21 protein-coding genes are annotated in these 23,132 nt (G+C 60.2%); 13 read left to right on the top strand and 8 right to left on the bottom strand.

Going from position 1 to position 23,132, the window contains the following annotated elements; translation table 11 throughout:
* Positions 1-165 precede the first annotated feature (165 nt).
* The 5 genes from secF to queA all read right to left on the bottom strand — a co-directional run bounded on the left by secF (position 166) and on the right by queA (position 5,675).
* The gene (gene secF, locus ACYVIS_RS20775) at positions 166-1,101 is read right to left on the bottom strand and encodes a protein translocase subunit SecF (protein WP_232740950.1); all 936 of its coding nucleotides are present in this window, start codon (positions 1,099-1,101) and stop codon (positions 166-168) included.
* Between the two features lie 58 nt (positions 1,102-1,159).
* A complete protein-coding gene (gene secD / locus ACYVIS_RS20770) occupies positions 1,160-3,034 on the bottom strand; it encodes a protein translocase subunit SecD (RefSeq protein ID WP_232740949.1) in 1,875 nt (624 codons plus the stop codon).
* A gap of 65 nt (positions 3,035-3,099) precedes the next feature.
* Positions 3,100-3,453, bottom strand: a complete 354-nt coding sequence (yajC, locus tag ACYVIS_RS20765) for a preprotein translocase subunit YajC (protein ID WP_232740948.1) — start codon at positions 3,451-3,453, stop codon at positions 3,100-3,102.
* A gap of 51 nt (positions 3,454-3,504) precedes the next feature.
* Entirely contained in the window at positions 3,505-4,641 is a 1,137-nt protein-coding gene (gene tgt, locus ACYVIS_RS20760; RefSeq protein ID WP_460874939.1) for a tRNA guanosine(34) transglycosylase Tgt, read from the bottom strand.
* The gene (queA, locus tag ACYVIS_RS20755) at positions 4,638-5,675 is read right to left on the bottom strand and encodes a tRNA preQ1(34) S-adenosylmethionine ribosyltransferase-isomerase QueA (protein WP_460874938.1); all 1,038 of its coding nucleotides are present in this window, start codon (positions 5,673-5,675) and stop codon (positions 4,638-4,640) included. The genes tgt and queA overlap by 4 nt, the downstream gene beginning before the upstream one ends.
* Positions 5,676-5,834: 159 nt before the next feature.
* Between queA and dacB the strand changes: the two genes are divergently transcribed.
* The 6 genes from dacB (at position 5,835) to ACYVIS_RS20725 (ending at position 10,180) form a co-directional block, all read left to right on the top strand.
* Positions 5,835-7,292, top strand: coding sequence for a D-alanyl-D-alanine carboxypeptidase/D-alanyl-D-alanine endopeptidase (gene dacB, locus ACYVIS_RS20750; RefSeq protein WP_232740945.1), 1,458 nt, complete (start codon positions 5,835-5,837; stop codon positions 7,290-7,292).
* Between the two features lie 33 nt (positions 7,293-7,325).
* The gene (gene upp / locus ACYVIS_RS20745) at positions 7,326-7,964 is read left to right on the top strand and encodes a uracil phosphoribosyltransferase (RefSeq protein ID WP_460874937.1); all 639 of its coding nucleotides are present in this window, start codon (positions 7,326-7,328) and stop codon (positions 7,962-7,964) included.
* A 116-nt stretch (positions 7,965-8,080) separates the two neighbouring features.
* A complete protein-coding gene (locus ACYVIS_RS20740) occupies positions 8,081-8,824 on the top strand; it encodes a hypothetical protein (RefSeq protein WP_370635848.1) in 744 nt (247 codons plus the stop codon).
* Positions 8,825-8,950: 126 nt separating this feature from the next.
* Positions 8,951-9,277 carry an ElaB/YgaM/YqjD family protein gene (locus ACYVIS_RS20735; RefSeq protein WP_232740943.1) on the top strand — a complete coding sequence of 109 codons (327 nt, stop codon included), beginning with the start codon at positions 8,951-8,953 and terminating at the stop codon, positions 9,275-9,277.
* Between the two features lie 65 nt (positions 9,278-9,342).
* Positions 9,343-9,756 carry a phage holin family protein gene (locus tag ACYVIS_RS20730; protein ID WP_232740942.1) on the top strand — a complete coding sequence of 138 codons (414 nt, stop codon included), beginning with the start codon at positions 9,343-9,345 and terminating at the stop codon, positions 9,754-9,756.
* Positions 9,757-9,823: 67 nt separating this feature from the next.
* On the top strand, positions 9,824-10,180 hold the full coding sequence (locus ACYVIS_RS20725) for a hypothetical protein (RefSeq protein WP_460874936.1): 357 nt from the start codon (positions 9,824-9,826) through the stop codon (positions 10,178-10,180).
* A gap of 90 nt (positions 10,181-10,270) precedes the next feature.
* On the opposite strand, the gene ubiD is transcribed toward ACYVIS_RS20725, so the two are convergent.
* Positions 10,271-11,818 (bottom strand): 4-hydroxy-3-polyprenylbenzoate decarboxylase, encoded by a 1,548-nt coding sequence (gene ubiD, locus ACYVIS_RS20720; RefSeq protein ID WP_460874935.1) that lies wholly within the window; start codon positions 11,816-11,818, stop codon positions 10,271-10,273.
* Between the two features lie 82 nt (positions 11,819-11,900).
* Between ubiD and ACYVIS_RS20715 the strand changes: the two genes are divergently transcribed.
* Positions 11,901-12,815, top strand: a complete 915-nt coding sequence (locus ACYVIS_RS20715; RefSeq protein WP_232740939.1) for a transglycosylase SLT domain-containing protein — start codon at positions 11,901-11,903, stop codon at positions 12,813-12,815.
* A gap of 11 nt (positions 12,816-12,826) precedes the next feature.
* Here the strand turns inward: ACYVIS_RS20715 and ACYVIS_RS20710 are convergent, their stop codons facing one another.
* A complete protein-coding gene (locus tag ACYVIS_RS20710) occupies positions 12,827-13,984 on the bottom strand; it encodes a pyridoxal phosphate-dependent aminotransferase (RefSeq protein ID WP_232740938.1) in 1,158 nt (385 codons plus the stop codon).
* Between the two features lie 91 nt (positions 13,985-14,075).
* Here ACYVIS_RS20710 and ACYVIS_RS20705 point away from each other — a divergent pair, with 91 nt between their 5' ends.
* The 4 genes from ACYVIS_RS20705 to ACYVIS_RS20690 all read left to right on the top strand — a co-directional run bounded on the left by ACYVIS_RS20705 (position 14,076) and on the right by ACYVIS_RS20690 (position 19,074).
* Positions 14,076-15,002, top strand: coding sequence for a hypothetical protein (locus ACYVIS_RS20705; protein ID WP_232740937.1), 927 nt, complete (start codon positions 14,076-14,078; stop codon positions 15,000-15,002).
* A 103-nt stretch (positions 15,003-15,105) separates the two neighbouring features.
* Positions 15,106-17,394 carry an NADP-dependent malic enzyme gene (locus tag ACYVIS_RS20700; RefSeq protein WP_232740936.1) on the top strand — a complete coding sequence of 763 codons (2,289 nt, stop codon included), beginning with the start codon at positions 15,106-15,108 and terminating at the stop codon, positions 17,392-17,394.
* Positions 17,375-18,601: a patatin-like phospholipase family protein gene (locus ACYVIS_RS20695; RefSeq protein ID WP_460874934.1), complete on the top strand. Its 1,227-nt coding sequence runs from the start codon at positions 17,375-17,377 to the stop codon at positions 18,599-18,601. The genes ACYVIS_RS20700 and ACYVIS_RS20695 overlap by 20 nt, the downstream gene beginning before the upstream one ends.
* 2 nt (positions 18,602-18,603) lie before the next feature.
* Positions 18,604-19,074 carry a barstar family protein gene (locus tag ACYVIS_RS20690; protein WP_232740934.1) on the top strand — a complete coding sequence of 157 codons (471 nt, stop codon included), beginning with the start codon at positions 18,604-18,606 and terminating at the stop codon, positions 19,072-19,074.
* Between the two features lie 9 nt (positions 19,075-19,083).
* Here the strand turns inward: ACYVIS_RS20690 and ACYVIS_RS20685 are convergent, their stop codons facing one another.
* Positions 19,084-19,818, bottom strand: coding sequence for a 16S rRNA (uracil(1498)-N(3))-methyltransferase (locus tag ACYVIS_RS20685; RefSeq protein WP_460874933.1), 735 nt, complete (start codon positions 19,816-19,818; stop codon positions 19,084-19,086).
* A 216-nt stretch (positions 19,819-20,034) separates the two neighbouring features.
* On the opposite strand from ACYVIS_RS20685, the gene tkt reads away from it, so the two are divergent.
* Together tkt and gap are read left to right on the top strand one after the other, a co-directional pair.
* The gene (gene tkt / locus ACYVIS_RS20680; protein WP_460874932.1) at positions 20,035-22,080 is read left to right on the top strand and encodes a transketolase; all 2,046 of its coding nucleotides are present in this window, start codon (positions 20,035-20,037) and stop codon (positions 22,078-22,080) included.
* Positions 22,081-22,095: 15 nt separating this feature from the next.
* Positions 22,096-23,109, top strand: a complete 1,014-nt coding sequence (gene gap / locus ACYVIS_RS20675; protein ID WP_232740931.1) for a type I glyceraldehyde-3-phosphate dehydrogenase — start codon at positions 22,096-22,098, stop codon at positions 23,107-23,109.
* Positions 23,110-23,132 lie beyond the last annotated feature (23 nt).

The raw sequence follows: 23,132 nt of genomic DNA, 5'->3' as shown, positions 1-23,132 counted from the left end.
CCGCTGGACGTGCCGGACTACACAGCACCGCCCACCCTGCGGCGTCTTTATAGAAATACTTCCGCAGCAACACAGCCCAAAGCCACAGACCAAGCCTAAAAACAGCTCGACACGAAAGTCACTGAAACACGCTCAGCGCTGTAAACCACCTGAACCGAAAATGCCTTAGCCGAGCTCGGCCTTGGGGTCGTCTTTCTTGACGGCCTTGACCAAGTCTTCGCGCTTCACGCCCATCCACATCGCAAGCGCCGCGGCCACGAACACCGACGAATAGATACCGAACCAGATACCGATGGTCAGCGCCAGCGAGAAATAATGCAGTGTCGGCCCGCCAAAAAAGAACATGGAAAGCACCATCATTTGCGTCGAACCGTGAGTAATGACGGTACGTGAAATCGTCTGGGTAATCGCGCCGTCGATAATCTCGCGCACGGGCGCCTTGCGCTGCTTGCGGAAGTTTTCGCGGATCCGGTCCATGATAACCACGGATTCATTCACCGAATAGCCCAGCACCGCCAGCACCCCGGCCAGCACCGACAGCGAGAATTCCCATTGGAAAAACGCAAAGAATCCCAGAATAATCACCACATCGTGCAGATTGGCTATGACCCCGGAGACCGCGAACTTCCACTCGAATCGCATCCCCAGGTAAATCATGATGCCGACCACCACGCACAGCAGCGCCATCAGGCCGTTATGCACCAGTTCCTGGCCCACCTGCGGGCCAACGAACTCCACGCGGCGCAGTTCCACATCGGGGTGCAGGGCCTGCAGGGATTTCAAGACGGTTTCGCTTTGCACGGCCGAGGTTTGTCCGGCACGCAAAGGCAAGCGGATCATGACATCGTGCGATGTACCGAAATTCTGCACCTGGAAATCGGAATATTTCAGCTTGTCGACCGCGCTGCGGATATCATCGACCGGGGCTGTCTGCGCGTAATGCACCTCCATGACCGTACCGCCGGTAAACTCGATCGAAAGATGAAAGCCGCGCGTCACAATGAAAAATACGGCAAGGATGAAAGTGACCAGGCTGATCAGGTTAAGCACCAGCGCATTGCGCATGAACGGGATGGTGCGGTGGATTCGGAAAAATTCCATGTTTCTTCTTGCCTAATTCGTAGATAGTGCGGCGCGGCATTGCGCGCCGCCACAGAGCTTAGTTCTTTTTGGGCTTCCAGATCTGGCCGATCGAAATGCTTTGGAGTTTGCGCTTGCGCCCATACCAGAGATTGGCCAGCGACCGGACTCCGACCACGGACGAGAACATCGAAGTCAGGATACCTATGCAGTGCACCACCGCGAAGCCGCGGATCGGGCCTGTGCCGAAAGCCAGCAGGGAGAGGCCGACAATCAGTGTGGTGAGGTTCGAATCGAAAATGGTATCCCAAGCCCGTTCGAAGCCCAGGTTGATCGCCTGCTGCGGCGAGGCGCCATTGCGCAGTTCTTCGCGTATCCGTTCGTTGATCAGCACGTTGGAGTCGATGGCCATGCCCAGCGTCAGCGCAATGGCCGCGATGCCGGGCAAGGTCAGGGTGGCTTGCAGCATGGAGAGTACGGCCAGCAGCAGCAGTACGTTGAAAGCCAGGCCCAGGGTCGAGAATACGCCGAACAAGTGGTAATACAGAATAATGAAGATGGCGATGGCAAGAAAACCGTACAGGGTCGAATCGAAGCCCTTGGTAATGTTTTCGGCGCCCAGGCTTGGGCCTATGGTGCGCTCTTCAATGATATTCATGGGGGCGGCCAGTGCGCCGGCGCGCAACAGCAGCGAGGTGTCGGCAGCTTCCTGGGGCGACATGCTGCCGGTAATTTGAACGTGCCCGCCAGGAATTTCGCTGCGGATCACGGGGGCAGTCACCACTTCGCCCTTGCCGTTTTCAAACAGGATGATGGCCATGCGCTTGCCGATATTGTCGCGCGTGACGTCGCGGAAGATGCGTGCCCCCTTGGCGTCCAGGGTCAGGTTGACCGAGGCCTGCTGGGTTTGCTGATCGCGTCCGGGCTGGGCGTCTTGAAGGTTTTCGCCGGTCAGGATGACCTGGCGCCGCACGAGGATGGGATGTTTGTCGCGATCGTTGTAGCGCTCGAGCCCGAAGGGTACGGTACCCGCGCTGAGGGCGGCCATGGCGGTGGGAGAGTCGTCCACCATGCGGATCTGCAAGGTCGCAGTGCGCCCAAGAATCTCTTTGGCCTTGGCCACGTCCTGGACACCCGGCAACTGCACCACGATGCGGTCGGCTCCTTGCTGCTGAATGATGGGCTCGGCCACGCCCAGTTCGTTGATGCGGTTATGCAGAGTGGTGATGTTCTGCTTGATTGCGTTGGACTGGACCAATGTCGTGGCCGCATCGGTGAGTTTGGCTATCAGGGGAAACTTGCCGTCGTTGGACGGGGCATCGGTAAATACCATGTCGGGCATGCGCCGGCGCAGGTCCGAGGTGGCGGCATCGCGAGCCTCGGCACTGTCGAACTTGGTCACGATGGACAGATCGACACGATCGACGCTGGCGTTCTTGATATTGTTGTCGCGCAGGTTGGTACGGACGTCGCTGGCGAGCGAGTCGTAGCGGCCCGTCAGGGCGCCATGCATATCGACTTGCAGCAAAAAGTGGACACCCCCGCGCAGATCCAGGCCCAGGTACATGGGATTGGCGCCCAGCGACGAAAGCCAGTTGGGCGAGGCGGACACCAGGTTCAGCGCTACTGTGTAGCCGGGATCGGAAGGATCCGGGTTGAGGGCTTTCTCAATGGCGTCTTTGGCCTTGAGCTGTATATCGGTGGTTGCAAAACGCACCCGAATCGTGCCGCTGGGGCCATTTTGTTCAAAATAGGCGCCTGTTGACTCGATATGCTCGCCTTGAAGTATGGCCTCGACTTTCTTGAGGACGTCGTTGTCGACTTTGACCGTCGATTTGGCGCCGGCAATCTGCACTGCCGGCGATTCACCGAAAAAATTGGGCAGCGTATAGAGCAACCCTATGATTACGGCGGCAAGGACAGTAAGGTATTTCCAGAGAGGATAACGGTTCATTGTCGATCAACAGACTAAAGCGTGAAAACAAGCCCGGATCGGGATCCGGGGTACGAGTGCCGCGCTTACAGCGCCTTGATGGTGCCTTTGGGCAATATCGTGGTTATGGCTGTTCTTTGCAGGACAGTTTCAACGGGCTTGTCGGCCAGGTTGGCGATTTCAAGGGTGATGTAGCTGTCGCTGACCTTGGTGACTTTGCCCAGCATGCCGCCCGAGGTAATGACTTCGTCGCCTTTGGACAGCGCCGCCACCATGTTGCGGTGTTCTTTCTGACGTTTCATCTGCGGACGAATCATCAGGAAGTAAAGAATGACGAACATCAAAATGATGGGCAGCATGCCCATCAAGGCATTTTCCCCACCAGCGGCACTGCCTGTGGCTTGAGCGGTAACAAGTTTAAGGGTGTCAACTGCGAGCATTCGTAACTCCTGAAATTTTTTAATTAACTCTCTATTGTAGCGATATCTGGCTTAATCGATACCCCGTGCCCGATTTCGGACAAATTCGCTGCGCCAGTGTTCGAAGCTGCCGGCGGCGATCGCATCGCGCATTTCCTGCATCAGATTCAGGTAATAGTGCAGGTTATGCACTGTATTGAGGCGGGCGCCGGTAATTTCGTTGGCGCGCTGCAGGTGATGCAGGTAGGCGCGCGAAAAATGCGTGCAAGTATGGCATGAACATGTGGAGTCGAGGGGGCGGGTGTCGTCGCGATAGCGGGCGTTGCGTATTTTAATATCGCCGAACCGGGTGAATAGCCAGCCGTTGCGGGCATTGCGCGTGGGCATCACGCAATCGAACATGTCGACGCCGCGGCTGACTCCCTCGACCAGATCCTCGGGGGTGCCTACCCCCATCAGGTAGCGGGGCGCCTGCGCGGGAAGCCGTGGGGCAACATGCGCCAGTACGCGCATCATTTCTTCTTTGGGCTCCCCGACCGACAATCCGCCGATGGCGTAGCCATGAAAGCCGATGTCGGTCAGGCCTGCCAGCGACTCGTCGCGCAGGTTTTCGAACATGCCGCCCTGGACGATGCCGAACAGCGCATTGGGGTTCTGCAAGGCGTCGAAAGCGACGCGCGAGCGTTGGGCCCAGCGCAGCGACATGCGCATCGATTGGGCCGCTTCGTCGGACGTGGCCGGGCGCCCGTCTATGGTGTAGGGGGTGCATTCGTCGAACACCATGGCTATATCGGAATTCAGTGCCCGCTGGATGCGCATGGACTCTTCGGGAGTTAAAAACAGCCTGGAGCCATCGATGGGCGAGGCGAATTTCACCCCTTCTTCGGTGATTTTTCGCAAACCGTTCAGGCTGAAGACCTGGAATCCGCCGGAATCGGTCAGGATGGGTCTGGGCCATTGCATGAAGCCATGCAGGCCCTGGTGCTTTTCCATGACCTCGGTGCCGGGTCTCAGCCACAGATGGAAGGTGTTGCCCAGCACGATCTGCGCTCCGACCTCGTCGAGTTCGTGAGGCAGCATGGCCTTGACGCTGCCATAGGTGCCTACCGGCATGAAGATGGGGGTTTCCACCACGCCGTGGTTGAGCGTCATGCGGCCGCGGCGCGCGGCGCCATCGGTGGCTAAAAGTTCGAATTGCAGGCCGGTCATGACTTGGGAGTTTCTATAAACATGGCATCGCCGTAGCTGAAAAAGCGGTATCTGGATTGAATGGCGTGCGCGTAGGCGCGCCGGATGGGCTCCATGCCGGCCAATGCCGAAACGAGCATCAGCAGCGTGGATTGCGGCAGGTGAAAATTGGTAATCAGGGCGTCGACGTTGCTGAAACGGTAGCCGGGAGTAATGAACAGGCTGGTATCGCCCTCGGCGGGCCCGGCGCCGGGGGCATGCCGTGCCGCCGATTCCAGCGCGCGCACGCTGGTTGTCCCCACCGCGATGACACGCCCTCCGGCGGCGCGGGTGGCGTGAACCTGCTCCAGGGTTTGCTCAGACACTGAGTAGCGTTCGGTATGCATAATGTGCTCGCTCAGGTTTTCAACGCGCACCGGCTGGAATGTTCCCGCGCCGACATGCAGGGTAACGAAGGCTTGCTGCACTCCGAGAGCGGCCAATCGGGCCAGCATGGCTGTGTCGAAATGCAGGCCGGCCGTCGGCGCCGCGACGGCGCCGGGCTCACGGGCATACACTGTCTGGTAGCGTTCGTCGTCATCCCGCCCGGCCGCGTGCTCTATGTATGGCGGCAAGGGGGTGGCGCCGTGGCGGTCGAGCAGGTCGAGCACGCGCTCGGGGAATTCGAGTTCGAACAATTCACCCTGGCGGCCCAGCACTTTGACGCTGAACGCCTCGGCTATCATCAGCACACTGCCGGCCTTGGGCGATTTGCTGGCCTTCAGATGAGCCAGGGCGATATTGGGCTCGGTGATGCGTTCGACCAGTATTTCTATTTTTCCGCCGCTTTCCTTGTGTCCGCGCAATCGCGCCTTGATGACGCGAGTGTCGTTGAAGACCAGCAGGTCGCGAGGTTTGAGTAGTCCGGGCAAGTCGATGAAGCGCCGATCATGCAGGGCACCCGTTGTATCAATATGCAACAATCTGCTGCCGGCGCGTTCGGCGGCCGGCGACTGGGCAATCAGTTCGGGAGGCAGTTCGTAGTCGAACTGCGAGAGTTGAAGCTTGGGATTCACACGAAAAGTCTTGGCGTTGGGGCGCGATTCTGGACGCGCCGGGATTGAGGCTGGTCCGTATTTTAAGCTGCGGCGGCGAGTTTCTGCTTGGACACAGCCCAACTGGAGACCTTCTTTGGTTATGCTGATGGTTTTCTGGGCAGGAAATAGAGTGTCGCCATGTTTGCATATGCATTAGAAAAAGGGTTGCAAGGCCTGCGCCGCCGCGGCTTGCAATGGGCCGCCTGCGGCGCGTTGCTGTGGCCGGCGGCTGCCGCTGTCGGCCAGGGCCTGCCTGCCGAGCTGAGCAAGGCGTGGCAGGCTACCCATTTGCCTGAAAGCTCCCTGTCGCTCGTCGTGCAAGAGGTCGATGGGCCGCGCCTGGCTGATGTCAACGGCACCGTGCCGCGCAATCCGGCGTCGGTCATGAAAATGGTGACAACCTGGAGCGCCTTGTCCGGCCTGGGGCCGGACTATGCCTGGCGCACGACTTTCCTGGCCAAAGACGGCGGTCGGCCGGATGCGGAGGGCACTTTGCGCGGGCCTTTGTATTTGAAGGCGGGCGGCGATCCCCTGCTTAAAATCGAAGACTTATGGTCTTTGCTGCGCGAATTGCGCCTGCGCGGCATCAAGAACCTGTCTGAAGTGGTGGTCGATCGCTCCATGTTCGGCCAGGTTGCAACCGACCCCGGGGAGTTCGATGGGGCGGCCGACCGGCCATATAACGCCAGCCCCGATGCCCTGATGGTGGGCCTGGGAGCCGTGCGCCTGGTGTTTCAGCCCGATGCGCGGGCGCATAAGTGGATTCCCATTGTCGACCCACCGGTACCCGGCGTGCGTATCAGCGGCGATATCAAATGGAGCGGCGCGACGTGCCCCGGTTCACCCGCCATTTCCACCGACGTCAGCAATGGCGGCAAAGAGGTGATTATCCATGTCGGCGGCACCGCGGCGGGCTCGTGCGGCGAATTCAGCGTGTATCGTCTGGTCATGTCGCAGCCTGAGTATTTTTCGGCTGTCTTTCAGATGCTGTGGAAAGAACTGGGGGGCACCTTGGGCAGCGGTATTCACCCCGGTCGCGTCCCGCCCGGAGCCACCCCGGTGGTCTGGCACGACTCTGCCAGTCTGGCCGACACCATACGTCTGATCAACAAGCAAAGCAATAATGTCATGGCGCGCACGGTCCTGCTGACACTCGGGGCTGAAAAGCTGGGGCCGGGCGCCACCATGGACTCGGGCGGCAAGGCGGCCTTGGCCGTGCTCCAAGGCCAGAAGGTGGATACCCGTGGGTGGGTGATCGATAATGGTGCGGGCCTGGCGCGAAATGCCCGGCTTACCGCTGCCGGCCTGAGCCAGATGCTCGGCGTCGTGTGGCATTCGCCCATGATGTCCGAATTCATGTCGTCTCTGGCCATAGCCGGCGTCGATGGCACCGTCAAGCGTCGATTGCGCAGCGATGAGGTCAAAGGCATGGCGCATTTGAAGACTGGAACCTTGCGTGACTCGCGCGCTCTGGCCGGGTACGTTCTGGGGGCCAGCGGGAAACGCTATATTGTGGTCAGCCTGGTCAACGACGAACGGTCGGGGGCTGTCCGGAGCTTTGACGATGCGCTTGTTACCTGGCTGGCGGATCGCTGACCGGAGTTTGACCCATCATTTTATGGAAACACCATGCCCGTACACGAAATTCGCCATCCTCTGATACGTCACAAACTCGGTTTGCTGCGCCGCGCCGATCTCAGCACCAAGAATTTCCGCGAGATGTCCCAGGAAATCGCGGCGCTGCTGACGTACGAGGCCTCGAAAGACCTGCCTTTGGAGCCGCATACGATCACGGGATGGAGCGGCGAGGTGGCGGTGGAGAAGCTGGCCGGGAAAAAGGTAACGGTGGTGCCTATTTTGCGTGCCGGCATAGGCATGCTCGACGGGGTGCTTAGCCTGATCCCGGGAGCCAAGGTCAGTGTCGTGGGTATTGCCCGCAACGAAGAAACTTTGCAGGCGCAGACCTATCTCGAGCGTCTGGTGGGCGAGCTCGACCAGCGCCTTGCCTTGATCGTCGACCCGATGCTGGCGACCGGAGGATCCATGATGGCGACCATCGATATGCTCAAGAAGGCAGGCTGCCGCAATGTGCGGGCCCTGGTGCTGGTTGCCGCGCCCCGGGGTATCGAAGCGGTGCTGGCCCGGCATCCCGATGTGCACATTTATACCGCGTCCATCGATAGCCATCTGAACGAAAGCGGCTACATTATTCCAGGCCTGGGCGATGCCGGCGATCGCATTTTCGGTACGCGTCAAAAAGACGCCTGAGGCTTGCGCTATCTGGTGCCGGAGATCAGGCTTTCTGTGGATTTGCTAATGATTGCTAACGTTTCCTTATTTTTTGTCCAGAGCTTGGGCTGCAGAAGGAGTAGCATCAAGCTTCAATGTCTATGACGGGCGGTTTCATGCGTTTGGTTTCCCTGGCAGGTGCGGCGGTTCTGATGTGGTGGCTTGGCCTGGCGCCCGCCATGGCGGGCCTGTGCGAAGTTCCGTTCATGCACGACGGCGGTGCGGTGCAACTGACCGGGTCGGGCGGCGTGCAGTTGGGCGCCGACCTCGGTTTCTCGAACGTCAAAAAACGGGCGGCCGATGATTGCGAAGCCCATGTGCAAGGCACGGCTACATTTGGCCTGGGCGGTTTGCCGCCGGGCAAATCCAGAATCGATTACTGGATGACGGTGCGAAACGGCAAGGCCAGCTTCGAGCGTAGCGATGCCACCGGGAAACGCGTGCCGGTTCATGGCAAGTTCGATTTGCGCATGCTCGGCTTGTTTGCGTACGACCGGCCGCTGACCCGGTCGGGGCAGACCTTCCCCGCGCAGACATTTCAGATCAATGTCGATCACCAGGCCCTGCAGACTCAGCCTGTCGTGGTGCACACGGGGGAAAAAACCGTGGGTGAGCGGCAATCCATCCAGACCGCCGCGGGCAGTCAGTCGTGCTGGCCGGTTCGCTATACGCGCGTCATCGACCCCACGCAGGCTTCCTTCAACGGGCTGGTGTTGCCGATTCCGGGTATGACCTCGTCGGTCACCGACTGGTTCTGCCCCGGCGTGAACATGGTGATGAAACAGGAAAGCCAGCAGCAGGGCCTGTCCTCGGTGGTCGAGGTATCCAGCCTGCACTAGAGGCAAGGTGTGGGGGATTTGTTTTTTCATAGCCGTTCCTGCGCTGCGCCGGGAACGAGGCGGTGCGGTTCCGCCGGTAGATGATTTCAGTAGTTCTTCCGTTTCAACCCTGTAAAGGAGCTAGTCATGGCTGCAAAAGATACCGCGAAAGATACGCAAGCAAGTGAAGATCAATTCATTGAAAGCGTTAAAGATAGCCTGGACGATGCCGAGAAGCTGTTGCGCGAGGCGGCCGACGCCACCGGCGACAAGGCGGCGGAGTTGCGGGAACGGGCAATGCGATCCCTGCGCCGCACCCGCGAAACGCTGTACGAAACCCAGGATGCTTTGCTGACCAGGGGACGACACGCGGCGCGTGCCACCGACGATTATGTGCACGACAATCCCTGGCAGGCCATTGGCATAGCCGGCTTGACGGGGCTGTTGGTGGGCATGCTGATCAGCCGTCGTTAAACCTGCCGCATTCCTGCCCGTACGAAGAAGTGCGGGCGGGAATGCGGTTTTTAGAAAAATAAATTATGGCGCTCAGACATTCTGTAGGGGAAATGGCCGGCACGCTGCTGTCCATCGTGCGTACACGCCTCGAGCTTTTTGCATTGGAAGCCTCTGGCCAAAAGGTGCGTTTGTTCAAGCTGTTGGGCATGGCGTTTGCGGCATTGCTGTTTTCAAGTTTGGCGATTCTGGTTTTTTCCATTGCAGTCGCGTTGTACTTCTGGCCCACCGAAGAACGCTATCTGGCGCTTGGCGGATTGGCACTGGTGTATGGTCTGCTGGGCCTGGGGTTTTTCTGGGCGGTGCGGCAGGCATTGCTGTACGGGCCCACGCCGTTCGCGGCAACGCTCGATGAGTTGAGGCGCGACGTGGCCCTGGTGGGTCGCCTGAGCGATCCGGCCCCGGGGGCCGACGATCCGCACAAAACGGAGGCATCATGAAAGTCTTTCTTGCGGCCCGCAAGCTCCTGCGCGTCGCTGCGTGCGCGGGTCATGACGGAGGCATCTCATGAACGCCCGCGCCCAGCGCAGCCAGCAGGAATTGCGCATTGAAATGCTGCGTGCAAGGGCCGCCCTGGAACGGCAGGCGCTGCGTCGCCATGCCCGGGAGGTCGGCGAAAACCTGAAGCCTGCTTCCCTGCTGCACGGGATCCTGCCCGCGGTATCAAACAAGAGCGTCAACTGGTTGCTCCAGGGGCTCACCCTGACGCGGCGCTATCCTTTGTTGTTGACGGGAGTGTCGGCTTTGCTGTCGGGCAGAAGGCGGGGCCGCAACTGGCTGCGCCTGGGCGCCGGCGTGCTGCTGGGCTGGCAGGTGGTCCGCTCCATGATGCCGGCCGATTCGAAACGGGCGAAAAAGAGCTGAATCGCAAGCATTGGCAGGGGGCTTGTGCCCATCCCGGTCGATTCAATGGCCATCGTGTGTCGGGTGGCCACAAGGGGCTGCCCCTACGTTTTATGATAATCCCAGATCTTGCCACATGGCGTCGACCCGGGCTTTTACCGCGCCATCCATGACTATGGGGGTACCCCATTCACGCAGGGTCTCGCCTGGCCATTTGTTGGTGGCATCCAGCCCCATCTTTCCACCCAGGCCCGACACCGGCGAAGCGAAATCCAGGTAATCGATAGGCGTGTTTTCAACCAGCACGGTATCGCGCACCGGATCCATGCGAGTCGTCATCGCCCAGATTACCTCTTGCCAGTTGCGCGGGTCGATGTCGTGATCGACGACCACAATGAATTTGGTGTACATGAACTGGCGCAGCACGCTCCACAGGCCGAACATGACGCGCTTGGCGTGTCCGGGATACTGCTTGCGGATCGACACCACGGCCAGGCGGTAGCTGCAGCCCTCGGGGGGCAGATAAAAATCCACGATTTCAGGCAGTTGGCGCTTGAGCAGGGGGACGAACACTTCGTTCAGCGCCACGCCCAGCACAGCGGGTTCGTCGGGAGGCTTGCCGGTATAGGTGCTGTGGTAAATGGGTTTGCGGCGCATGGTAATGCGCTCGACGGTGAAGACCGGAAACCAGTCCTGTTCGTTGTAATAACCGGTGTGGTCGCCGTAAGGCCCTTCCAGCGCCATTTCATAGCTTCTGTCGGCGGGGCCCTTGGTGCCGTCTGGAACGACCAGCGGAGCTGCGCGTGGATCGCTGGCCGGCAGCAGATGGCCTTCAAGCACTATCTCCGCAAAGGCCGGAACGGAAAGGTCGCTGCCCAGGGCTTTGCTTACTTCGGTGCGGGATCCTCGCAGCAAGCCCGCAAACTGGTATTCGGACAGGCTGTCGGGAACGGGGGTAACTGCACCCAGTATGGTGGCGGGGTCGGCGCCGAGCGCTACGGCGACAGGAAAGGGAGTGCCGGGATGAGTGAGCGTGTGGTCCCGAAAATCCAGAGCCCCGCCGCGGTGCGAGAGCCAGCGCATGATGAGCTTGTTGCGACCGATCAGCTGTTGCCGGTAAATGCCGAGGTTCTGGCGGCGGGCCTTGGGGCCGCGTGTAATGACCAGGCCCCAGGTCAACAGCGGAGCGACGTCGCCCGGCCAACAGCGCTGCAGCGGAATCTGATTCAGATCCACCTCGTCGCCTTCCAGCACGATTTCCTGGCAGGCCGGATTCTTGACGGTTTTGGGACTCATGTCCCACAGGGCCGCCTTGAGCATGGATACTTTGGCGAGCGCATCGCGGAACCCTCGGGGGGGCTCGGGTTCGCGCAGGGAGGCCAGCAGCTCCCCGGTGTCGCGCAGGGCGCTTACATCATTCGCGCCCATCCCCCACGCGACCCGTTTCGGCGTTCCGAACAAATTGGTCAGTACCGGCATGGCCGCGGGGCGTCCGCCATGTGCCGCCTGTTCGAACAGCAGGGCGGGACCGTTGGCTCGCAGCACGCGATCGCTGATCTCGGTCATTTCCAGGTCGGTCGATACAGGATGCCGGATGCGCTTGAGTTCGCCCGCACTTTCAAGCTGCGCTATAAAGTCTCTGAGGTCACGATATTTCACAGAATCCTGCCAATTTGGTTACATTTGAATCGCAGGACTAAGGTTAACATCGACTTTACTCATTTTATTGGGCTGGGCCAGGATGGCCGACATTAGTTCGGAAAATCTACTCACTCGATCCGCCCGCGGGTTCGTAAACCAACTCGGGGAATTCGTTCACGTTTCGGCGATCTACCTCGGCATTGCAGTGTTGGTGACACTGGTGCTGAGCCTGACCGTGCCCTCGTTGCGCCTGCAGTCCCAACAAATGCACGCGGCCTTGCTGGCTACCCTGCGTCCCGACGCGATGCAGGGAGGCATGACAGGCTCGTTCGCCCAGGCCAACGACGACATGCTGGCCGCCTCGCTGCAACCGGAAATCGAGGAACCCGCGCCCGCGGCAGGCACCGCCCCCCAGGGATCGGCCCTTCCGCCTTCCACTCCGGCCCCGGTGGCCAAAAAGCCGGTTCCGGTGCCCAAGGCCGACATTGCTTCGGCCGCAGACTTCACTCATGCCCTGCGGGCTTCGGCCGATAGCCTGTCGATTCCCAATGTGAGCAAGGCACAGTTGCAGGCTTTGCGCAGTTATATCGCCCGTAAGTACCAGATTGCCTATAACGCCGCCGGCGTGCTGATCAAGACCGCATTCACCGTGGGCAGGGAACAGCATCTCGATCCGCAATTATTGCTTGCCGTGATTGCCATCGAATCGCGCTATAACCCGCTTGCCGAGAGCCATGTAGGGGCCCAGGGCCTGATGCAGGTCATGGCCAATGTTCATAAAGACAAGTTTGCGCGGTTTGGCGGCGGGTCGGCCGCGGCCTTGAATCCGATTGCCAATATACGCGTCGGTTCGCAGATTTTGCAGGACTGCATCAAGCGGCGCGGCTCGGTCGAAGGCGGGCTGGCATGCTATGTAGGCTCTACCGGCCCCGGCGATGGCGGCTACGGCGCCAAGGTGCTGGCCGAGCGACGCCGCATTGCGCTGGCCTCGGGGATTCCCATCGGGCACAAGTAGCCTGCCGGCTTTCAAGCCAGAAAGCGTTCAATCCTGCTGATGGCTTCCTGCAAACGATCCAGCCCCGTCGCGTACGAAAAGCGCATGCTGTGGCGTGCATGGGCCGGCCCGAAATCGCGCCCCGGCACGGCGGCCACGCTGGCTTCATGCAGCAGGCGATGGGAAAAATCATCGCTGTCCTGGCTGTGCGCGCGGATATCGGCATAAATATAGAACGCGCCGTCCGGTATCGCCGGCACATGCAGGTTCAAACGCTCGAACTCGGGCAGCAGGTAATCGCGCCGTTGCTTGAACGACAGGCGCCGATTTTCATAAATGCGCATGACTTCGGGTTCGAAGCACGTCAGTGCGGCGTGTTGCGCCAGCGAGGGGGCGCAGATCGCCAGGCTTGCGGCCAGCTTTTCGATGGCCGGCACCATGGATTCAGGGGCGATCAGCCAGCCCAGCCGCCAGCCCGTCATGTGGAAATATTTGGAGAAGCTGTTGATGACAATGACGTTGTCATCAAGGGTGAGGGCGCTTTGCGGCGTGTCGCCGTAGTACAGCCCCAGGTATATTTCGTCCATGATGATAAAGCCGTCGCGCTGCCTGACCTCGGCAATCAGGGCCCGCATATCTTCCCGGGCAATGCTTGTGCCGGTCGGATTGCTGGGCGAGGCGATCAGGACGCCGCGTGTCGCAGGACCCCAGTTGGCCCTAATGTCGGCGGCGCTCAGTTGGAAACGTTGCTCCGCCGAGCAAGGGACGAGGCGCGGGGTGCCGCCCGCTCCCATGATGAAATTCTGGTTGGCCGGGTAGGATGGGTCGGGCATGAGGATTTCGTCGCCCGGGTTGATAAGCGCCATGCTGACCAGCAGCAGGGCGCCCGATGCGCCGGATGTCACGATGACCCGCTTCGGATCTATGGCCGCGGAAAAGTGCGTTGAATAATAATGGGCGATGGCCTCGCGCAGTGGCGCAATGCCGGCCGGTGGGGTGTAGCCGCTCAGTCCGGCGTGGGCGGCGCGATTCAGTGTTTCGAGAACCTGGGGCGGCGCCGTGAAATCGGGTTCGCCAATGCCCAGGCTGATGACATCCCTGCCTTGCGCATTGAGCGCATTGGCCTGTTTGAAGAGTTCCACAGCGTAGAATGGCATGACTTGTTCGGTACGCTTGGCAAGACGGGGCATAAGACTGGCTTCTCGGGCAAAAAGAATGATTGTAGAGCGACTCGCCGCTCGGCGTGAATATTTGGAATATCTGTTCGTAAGGAATCGTGGTATGCAGCCTTCTTCTCGTCGTTCTTTTCTGATGGGACGCCGCCCTTCCCAAAACCCCTGGGATAATTTCTGCCAGCGTATCCGCCGCAGCGTCGCGGGCAGTTTCTTCGACTACGGCACCGATCAGGGCGTGGGCAGCGGGCGCCTGGTTCCCCTGGAGGCAAGCGATGCGCACCATGCGCGTGCCCTGTGTGCCGAGTATGGCGTAATCATGGCTCTGGGGGGAGTGCCCCAGGTGGCTACCCCCCTGGGCCAGCCGGTACTGTGGGTGGAACCCGGGTACGAGATGGCCGGTTTCCGGCGCCTGACGGAAGGCGGCAGTCAATGGTTCGTACAGCCCGGATGCATGCTGGGCGAACTGGAAGCGGCGGGTCTGCATCAATTCGCCGACGCGCCGGGCTACCTCACCGTGGCCGCCTGGCTGGCCGACCGCACCTTGTGCGACTGGAATTCGGGTGAAACCTTCAAGTCGGGCCTGGCCCATGCTTCGGTCCTGCTGGCCGATGGAACCAGCGCGAAACTGGGTCCGTTTGGCGAAAAAAACCGGCAGCCCCTCGAGACCCTGACGTTGCAGCGGCTGGTGCCGGACCTGTTTCAATTGGCCGGCAAGACCGAAGCGCAGGCCTGCAGGCGGCTTGCCCCCTGGCCCGCCCGCTATCGTCTCGACGCGTTGTTGCCGTGCGAGGGACAAACGGTCAATCTGGCCCACTTGCTGCTTGGGCATGGGGGCGCCTTGGGTTGGGTGGAGTGGGTGGTACTGAACGAACTGACGGCGGCTGAGTCCGCTCCTGTCGAACGTCCGGCCTTTACCACGCACCACGACAGTTCCGAAGACGAAGCCTGGTTTTTTGCCGCCGATCTGGACTCCCAGGTCAAGGCGCTGTTCGATCCTTCCGGCATTTATCCATATATGGGCCAGGATATATAGGATTTTGGCATTGTGGCCATTTATGGCCACGGCCCTGCCATTAATTTGTGGCTGGGGCTAGAATGAGCGTCTCTCACTTTAAAACAGCCTATAAAGAAACATCATGGAAGATAATATTCGCAAGGCGGCTCTTGAATATCACGAGCATGGGCGCCCTGGAAAAATCTCGGTTACTCCAACCAAACAGCTTTTCAGCCAGCGCGATCTGGCGCTGGCGTATACGCCCGGGGTGGCCGCGGCTTGCGAAGAAATCGTGGCGGATCCCGTCAATGCCTACCGCTACACCGCGCGCGGCAATCTGGTGGGGGTCATCACCAACGGCACCGCCGTGCTGGGCCTGGGCAATATCGGCCCCCTGGCGTCCAAGCCCGTCATGGAGGGCAAGGCCGTACTGTTCAAGAAGTTTGCCGATATCGATGTGTTCGATATCGAAATCAACGAAACCGATCCCGACAAGCTGGTTGAAATCATCGCCGGCCTCGAGCCGACCTTCGGCGGCATCAACCTTGAAGACATCAAGGCTCCTGAATGTTTTACGGTCGAACGCAAATTGCGCGAGCGCATGCGCATACCGGTATTTCACGACGACCAGCACGGTACGGCCATTTGCGTGTCGGCGGCATTCATCGGTGGGCTGGAGGTCGTCAAGAAGGCCATCGATCAGGTCAAGGTAGTGGTGTCGGGCGCCGGCGCGGCCGCGCTGGCCTGCCTCGACCTGATGGTCGATCTGGGTTTGCCTGTCGGGAACATCTGGATTTCCGACATCGAGGGCGTGGTCTACAAGGGCCGCAAGGTGCTGATGGATCCCGACAAGGAACGCTTTGCGCAGGATACCAAGGCGCGTACCCTGGCCGATATCATTGATGGCGCCGATGTGTTTCTGGGCCTGTCCGCAGGAAACGTCCTCAAGCCGGAAATGGTGGCCAAAATGGGGCCGTCGCCGCTTATTCTTGCCCTGGCCAATCCCAGCCCCGAAATCCTGCCCGAAGTGGCTCATGCCGTGCGCGACGACATCGTCATGGCGACCGGGCGGTCCGACTACCCCAACCAGGTCAACAATGTCCTGTGCTTTCCGTATATCTTCCGGGGGGCGCTCGACGTCGGCGCCACAACCATTACCCGCGGTATGGAAAAGGCCGCCGTCCACGCCATATGCAAGCTGGCGCAGGAAGAACAGAACGAAGTCGTGGCCGCGGCCTATGGCACTTACGGAGTGTCGTTCGGTCGCGATTACCTGATTCCCAAGCCTTTCGACCCACGCCTGATCGTGCGCATCGCGGTCGCGGTTGCCAAGGCCGCCATGGAAGACGGCGTGGCCACGCGGCCCCTTGCCGACCTTGACGGCTACACCGAGCAATTGCAGCAGTTCGTGTATCGCTCGGGCTCTTTCATGAAGCCGCTGTTTTCCATTGCCAAGGGCCTGGTGCGCGATGGTGGAAAGTCGCGCATTGTCTTTGCCGAAGGCGAGGAAGAAAGGGTATTGCGGGCCGTGCAGGTGGTTGTCGACGAAAAGCTCGCCAAGCCCATACTGATCGGCCGCCCCGCTGTGCTGCAGGCCCGCATTGAAAAATTTGGGCTGCGCCTGCGGCTCGGCGTCGACGTCGAAGTAACCAATACTGAATACGACGAACGCTTCCATCAGTACTGGACCACATACTGGGAGCTCATGTGCCGCCACGGTATCAGCAAGGAAATGGCCCGGGTCGAAATGCGCCGCCGCCTGACGCTGATCGGCGCCATGATGGTGCACCTGGGCGACGCCGACGGCATGGTGTGCGGCACGGTGGGTACCTACGCCAATCACCTGCAGTTCATCGACGAAGTCATCGGCAAATCGGCCGGGGCCAGAACCTATGCAGCCATGAATATCCTTCTGCTGGCCGAGCGTACGGTGGCTTTGGTCGATACCCATGTCAACGACGATCCCAATGCTGAACAAATCGCCGAAATCACGCTTGCCGCCGCCGCCGAAATGCGCCGCCTCAACGTCGAGCCCAAGGTCGCCTTGCTGTCGCGCTCGAATTTCGGTTCCGGCAGCTCCGCTTCCGGCAAGAAGATGCGCGAAGCGCTGGAACTGATACGCGAACGCGCTCCCGAGCTTGAAATCGATGGGGAAATGCATGGCGACTGCGCGCTCGACGAAGCCTTGCGGCAACGCATACTGCCGTCCACCACGCTCAAGGGCGAAGCCAACCTGCTTGTGTGTCCCAACGTCGATTCGGGCAATATTGCCTATAACCTGCTTAAAACGGCTGCGGGCGGCAATGTGGCCGTTGGCCCGTTCCTGCTGGGGGTCAATGCGCCGGTGCATATCCTGACGTCGAGTTCAACAGTGCGTCGGATCGTGAACATGACGGCGCTGACAGTGGTCGATGCCAACACTCCGCGCTAACGAAAAACCGGTATCCGTTGTCGACTCATCCTTGCCCACTGGTTTGGTTCTGACCGGGGGCGGGGCGCGGGCGGCTTACCAGGTGGGGGTGCTGCAGGGGGTGCTCGATATTCTCGACCCTGCGCATTCGGCCCAGTTTTCGAACCCCTTCAAAGTGATTTGCGGTTCGTCGGCGGGGGCTATCAATGCGGTGGCTCTCGGGTGCCACGCCAACGCGCCGCATGTGGCGCTCGATCACATTCGGCGCCTCTGGGAAAACCTGCATACCGGGATGGTCTACAAGGCCGACAGCGCCGGTCTTGTTTTCACGGGCCTGCGCTGGCTGGGCATGTTGTCGCTGGGGTGGCTGGTTCCCCATATGCGCAACCGGAATCCGCGTTCCCTGCTCGATAATCGGCCGCTTGTCGAGCTGCTTTCGGCAACCCTGGATTTCGACCGGCTGCATCAGAACCTGAGCCTGGGGCATCTGGAAGCCCTGGCGATTACGGCTTCCGGCTATACCAGCGGCGAACACCTGACGTTTTACCAGTCGCATCGCACGATACAGCCCTGGCGTCGTTCCTTGCGCCGCGCCGTGCCCTGCAATATTGACGTAACGCACCTGATGGCTTCCAGTTCCATTCCATTCATATTTCCGGCCGAGGCCATGTCCCTGGGCAGCCAGGTCGAATGGTGCGGTGACGGTTCGATGCGTCAGTTGGCGCCCCTGAGCCCGGCCATACATCTGGGTGCGAAAAAAATATTCGTAATCGGCACCGGCCATCAGGACGATACCCATCCCGAATTGCGCCAGGAAGACCCCAAATATCCCACTTTGGCTCAAATCGGAGGGCAAGCTTTATCGAATATTTTCCTGGATAGCCTGTCCATGGACCTTGAACGCATGGACCGTATCAACGAACTGCTTGCGCAATTGCCCCCGAATGCATTACAAAGCCAAACGCTGCGCCCGGTGAGCACCTTGGCAATTACCCCTAGCCGTTCGCTGGATGGAATAGCCATGGAGCATCTGGATCAAATGCCGCGCGCTGCCCGTACCCTTTTTCGCGTTCTCGGTGTATCGTCGGGTTCAGGCTCGTCAACCGGTGGTGCACTTATTTCGTATTTGTTGTTCGAGGCCAGCTATACGCAAGCGCTCATTCGTTTGGGTCGTGCCGATAGCATGAGCCATGTTGAAGAAGTCCAGGCGTTTTTCAAGGAGACGTAACAATGGCCCCAGCACAGTCATTGCAAAAAAAACTGCAGAAAAGTGGTTTGCTCGACGTTTCCTCGATTTCGCAGGAAGAGGTGGTCAATGCGGCAAACACCTTGGGCATGACGGTTTTCGTCGTCGATTGCGATCGGGCCCGCAGCTGTTCGGCTGTATTGAGGGCCATTGCGAAAGCGGTCGATTTCCCTGAGTACTTCGGCAGTAATCTTGACGCCTTGTCGGACTGCCTGTGCGATACCGTGCTCGACCAAAAGATCGGGGCAGTATTGTGGCTGCACAATCTGCATTCGGGCGATCCGGTGCTGGCCGCCGACGCGGCCGCCATTGAAAGCGTGTGCGCCGACACCGTAGAGTTCGCCGTCAACAATGATCGTTATTTTGCGTATGTGGTCGAGCATGCGGGCAAGCATCCCGACCCGGAGCCTGGCGTGGCGCCAACCCCTTATGCGGGGCATCGCTCGCACGAATAAGCCTGCGTCTCAGACCCAGCGCTGCAGGGCGCTGGCCGCGGCGACCAGTGCCAGGCCCGCGGTTTCCGTGCGTAGAACGCGTGCGCCGAATTGGATGGCTTCTATGCCGTGGCGCCTGGCCAGGGCCTGTTCGTCGTCCGACCATCCGCCCTCGGGGCCGATCAAAAACATCAGGCGCCTGGTTTGAGCCCGCAGGGCTTGCGACAGCGTCTGTTGCGCTTCCGGATGGCAAAACAGGGCTTGCCGCGCGGCGGAATCAGCTTGTTCCAGGCAGGCCCGCAGCGGCATGGGCGCATCGATTGCCATGAGGCGGTTGCGACCGCATTGCTCGCTGGCCGATTGTGCAATGCTTCGCCAGTGGCGCTGGCGCTTTTCGAGACGCTCGCCGCTGAGCTGCAATACGCTGCGCTGCGCGGTAATGGGAATCAGCCGCTGCACTCCCAGCTCGACCGCTTTCTCGATGATCCAGTCCATTTTGTCCCCGGCCGGTATGCCCTGGGCCAAGGTAATTTCGCCGGACAGTTCCACTTCGACCAGGCGTTGCGCGCCCAGTTCGGCATAGCCTTTTTTTCCTTCTGTCTGCAGGATGGCAGGATACTCGCCGCCGCGACCGTCGAACAGGACGATTTCTGCCCCGGCCTTGAGGCGCAAGACCCGTAATGCGTGGTGCGCAAGCTCCGCGGGCAATTCCAGGGATTGATGTGCGGTAAGGGGCAGGGGGCAATAAAAGCGCGATGTGGCCATGGCTGTGCTGGGAGTGCTTCGGGGCTGGCCCCGGGAAAATGGAATAGGTACCAGGCTGCTAAGGTAGCATGCGGGCATGCCGGAGAAAAGCGCGATCGCCGAGTAAAACGCCGGCGGGCAGGCTGCTTGTGCGGCCAGTGGTAAAATCCAGGGCTTTGCAAACCATATTGTTGCACCCAGGCTCTGCGGGGCTGAGTCATCTCTTGTGAGTTTTTAATGAGTCTATCGTCCGCCCAAGATTCATCCTTGGCCAATGCCATACGCGCGCTTGCCATGGATGCCGTTCAACAAGCCAATTCGGGCCATCCCGGGGCTCCGATGGGGATGGCCGATATCGCTGAAGTGTTGTGGACGCGGCATTTGCGCCATAACCCTGCCGATCCGGCATGGGCCGGCCGGGATCGTTTCGTGCTGTCGAACGGGCACGGGTCCATGTTGCTTTATTCTCTGCTGCACCTGAGCGGCTACGATCTGCCCGTAGAAGAGCTTAAAAACTTCAGGCAATTGCATTCCCGCACGCCCGGCCACCCCGAAGTGGGGGTGACTGCCGGGGTCGAAACAACCACCGGACCCCTCGGACAGGGTTTGGGCAATGCGGTCGGGATGGCCCTGGCGGAGGCTTTGCTGGCGCGGGAATTCAACCGGCCTGGCCACGCTGTGGTCGATCACCACACTTACGCCTTTGTCGGCGACGGCTGCCTCATGGAGGGGATTTCGCACGAAGTCAGCTCTCTGGCCGGCACACTGAAATTGTCCAAACTGATCGTCTTCTACGACGACAATGGCATTTCCATAGACGGTGAAGTCAAGAACTGGTTTGCCGACGATACGCCGAAGCGATTCGAAGGCTATGGCTGGAACGTGCTGCGCCATATCGATGGCCATGATGCGGCGGCCATCGACGCCGCCATTGTCCAGGCCAAACAACTGGCCTCCAAGGGGCAGGGCCCCACCCTGATCTGCTGCCGCACTGTCATAGGCAAGGGTGCCCCGAATGCGGCCGGTACCGAGAAGGTACATGGCGCGCCGCTGGGCAAAGACGAAATCGCCGCCGCGCGAGTGGCCCTGGACTGGCCGTATGCGCCATTCGAGATTCCCGCCGATATCTACCAACGCTGGGATGGCAAGCCTCGCGGAACAACGCTGCAGGCAGCGTGGCAAGATTGTTTCGATACCTACGCCCGCGCTTTTCCCGCCGAGGCGTCCGAATTGCGCCGGCGCCTGGCCGGCGAACTGCCTGCCGACTTTGCCGAGCAGGCCCGCGCGTTTGTGGCGGCCACTGCCGCCAAGGCCGAAACCGTGGCCAGCCGTAAGGCATCTCAGCTTGCAATCACCGCTTTTGCGCCGATTCTGCCCGAGTTCCTGGGTGGGTCGGCCGATCTTACCGGATCGAATTTCACCGACTGGAAAGGTGTCGTGCCGGTTCGTGCGACCACGCACGGCCTGCAGTTCGGGCGCCACATTAATTATGGGGTGCGCGAATTCGGCATGGCGGCCATCATGAATGGCATTGCCCTGCATGGCGGTTACCTGCCTTTTGGCGGTACGTTCCTGACGTTTTCCGATTATTCGCGCAATGCCCTGCGCATGGCGGCACTGATGAAGCAGCGCGTCGTGCATGTGTTCACTCACGACTCCATCGGCCTGGGCGAGGACGGCCCCACTCATCAATCGGTTGAGCATGCGGCCAGCCTGCGCCTGATCCCCAATCTGCACGTTTGGCGCCCCTGCGACACGACCGAAACGGCCGTGGCCTGGGTACAGGCCATTGAGCGGCCGGCCAGCCTGGGCATGCAGGTAAAAGACGGAGGCCCCAGTGCCTTGCTTTTATCGCGCCAGAATCTGCCTTTTGTCGAGCGCGACTCCCAAACCATGGCGGCAATTTCACGTGGCGGCTATGTGCTGCGCGATGCGGCCCAGGCCCGAGCCATCATTATTGCCACCGGTTCCGAAGTGGCCCTGGCCCTGGGAGCGCAAGAGCAGCTTGCCGCCAAGGGCATAGCGGTTCGGGTGGTGTCGATGCCCTGCACTCAGGTGTTCGACGCCCAGGACGCTGCCTGGCGCGCCGCCGTGTTGCCCAGAGGCCTGCCGCGGGTTGCGGTCGAGGCCGGCGTCACCGCAGGCTGGCACAAATATGTGGGGCTGGATGGCGCCGTGGTGGGCTTGGACACCTATGGCGAATCGGCCCCGGCGGGAGTTTTATTCAAGCATTTTGGCGTGACTGCCGAGCATGTGGCGGCGGCAGTCGAACAGGTTTTATAAAACAGGAGAGCAGCAATGACAATTCGCGTGGCGATTAACGGGTATGGACGTATAGGCCGCAATATTCTGCGTGCGCACTACGAAGACGGCAAAAAGCACGATATTGAAATCGTGGCCATCAACGATTTGGGTGCGCCCAAGACCAATGCCCACCTGACGCAATACGATACGGCCCACGGCAAATTTCCCGGCACGGTAACGGTCGACGGCGATTTCATGGTGGTCAACGGCGACAAGATCCGTGTGCTGGCCCAACGCAATCCCGCCGAACTGCCCTGGGGCGATTTGGGTGTGGATGTCGTGCTTGAATGCACCGGCTTTTTCACCAGCAAGGAAAAGGCCAGCGCGCATATCAAGGGCGGCGCCAAGAAAGTCATTATTTCGGCTCCCGGCGGCAAGGATGTCGACGCCACCATCGTCTACGGCGTCAACCACGGCGTTTTGAAGGCCAGCGATACGGTCATTTCCAACGCGTCGTGCACCACCAACTGCCTGGCTCCCCTGGTTCAGCCCTTGCACCAGAAGCTTGGCCTTGTGACTGGCCTGATGACCACCATTCACTCCTATACCAACGATCAGGTTCTGACCGATGTGTACCACGAGGACCTGCGGCGCGCCCGTTCCGCCACCATGAGCATGATTCCAACCAAAACCGGCGCCGCCGCGGCGGTTGGCCTGGTTCTGCCCGAACTCAATGGCAAGCTCGACGGTTATGCGATTCGTGTTCCGACCATCAATGTGTCTCTCGTCGATTTGTCTTTTGTGGCATCGCGTGAAACTTCAGTGGACGAAGTCAACGGTATTCTCAAGGCCGCATCCGAGCAAGGGCCGCTCAAGGGCATACTCGAGTACAGCACCGAGCCGCTGGTGTCGGTGGATTTCAACCATAATCCGGCGTCCAGTTCCGTCGACGCGGGCCTGACCAAAGTATCCGGCTCGCTGGTCAAGGTCTCGTCCTGGTATGACAACGAATGGGGTTTCTCCAATCGCATGCTGGATACCACGGTGGCCTTGATGTCGGCCAAATAGGCAGTCTGCCATCAATGCAAGGG

It is taken from the genome of Paralcaligenes ginsengisoli (assembly GCF_054781135.1).
Note: the sequence above shows the minus strand (reverse complement) of the source record. Positions and strands in the feature narration are given on the sequence as shown.

Bases quoted from the DNA above. Each gene is read 5' to 3' on its own strand.
- secF (WP_232740950.1), bottom strand. From the start codon at position 1,101: ATGGAATTTTTCCGAATCCACCGCACCATCCCGTTCATGCGCAATGCG.
- secD (WP_232740949.1), bottom strand. From the start codon at position 3,034: ATGAACCGTTATCCTCTCTGGAAATACCTTACTGTCCTTGCCGCCGTA.
- yajC (WP_232740948.1), bottom strand. From the start codon at position 3,453: ATGCTCGCAGTTGACACCCTTAAACTTGTTACCGCTCAAGCCACAGGC.
- tgt (WP_460874939.1), bottom strand. From the start codon at position 4,641: ATGACCGGCCTGCAATTCGAACTTTTAGCCACCGATGGCGCCGCGCGC.
- dacB (WP_232740945.1), top strand. From the start codon at position 5,835: ATGTTTGCATATGCATTAGAAAAAGGGTTGCAAGGCCTGCGCCGCCGC.
- upp (WP_460874937.1), top strand. From the start codon at position 7,326: ATGCCCGTACACGAAATTCGCCATCCTCTGATACGTCACAAACTCGGT.
- ACYVIS_RS20740 (WP_370635848.1), top strand. From the start codon at position 8,081: ATGTCTATGACGGGCGGTTTCATGCGTTTGGTTTCCCTGGCAGGTGCG.
- ACYVIS_RS20735 (WP_232740943.1), top strand. From the start codon at position 8,951: ATGGCTGCAAAAGATACCGCGAAAGATACGCAAGCAAGTGAAGATCAA.
- ACYVIS_RS20730 (WP_232740942.1), top strand. From the start codon at position 9,343: ATGGCGCTCAGACATTCTGTAGGGGAAATGGCCGGCACGCTGCTGTCC.
- ACYVIS_RS20725 (WP_460874936.1), top strand. From the start codon at position 9,824: ATGAACGCCCGCGCCCAGCGCAGCCAGCAGGAATTGCGCATTGAAATG.
- ACYVIS_RS20715 (WP_232740939.1), top strand. From the start codon at position 11,901: ATGGCCGACATTAGTTCGGAAAATCTACTCACTCGATCCGCCCGCGGG.
- ACYVIS_RS20710 (WP_232740938.1), bottom strand. From the start codon at position 13,984: ATGCCCCGTCTTGCCAAGCGTACCGAACAAGTCATGCCATTCTACGCT.
- ACYVIS_RS20705 (WP_232740937.1), top strand. From the start codon at position 14,076: ATGCAGCCTTCTTCTCGTCGTTCTTTTCTGATGGGACGCCGCCCTTCC.
- ACYVIS_RS20700 (WP_232740936.1), top strand. From the start codon at position 15,106: ATGGAAGATAATATTCGCAAGGCGGCTCTTGAATATCACGAGCATGGG.
- ACYVIS_RS20695 (WP_460874934.1), top strand. From the start codon at position 17,375: ATGCCAACACTCCGCGCTAACGAAAAACCGGTATCCGTTGTCGACTCA.
- ACYVIS_RS20690 (WP_232740934.1), top strand. From the start codon at position 18,604: ATGGCCCCAGCACAGTCATTGCAAAAAAAACTGCAGAAAAGTGGTTTG.
- ACYVIS_RS20685 (WP_460874933.1), bottom strand. From the start codon at position 19,818: ATGGCCACATCGCGCTTTTATTGCCCCCTGCCCCTTACCGCACATCAA.
- tkt (WP_460874932.1), top strand. From the start codon at position 20,035: ATGAGTCTATCGTCCGCCCAAGATTCATCCTTGGCCAATGCCATACGC.
- gap (WP_232740931.1), top strand. From the start codon at position 22,096: ATGACAATTCGCGTGGCGATTAACGGGTATGGACGTATAGGCCGCAAT.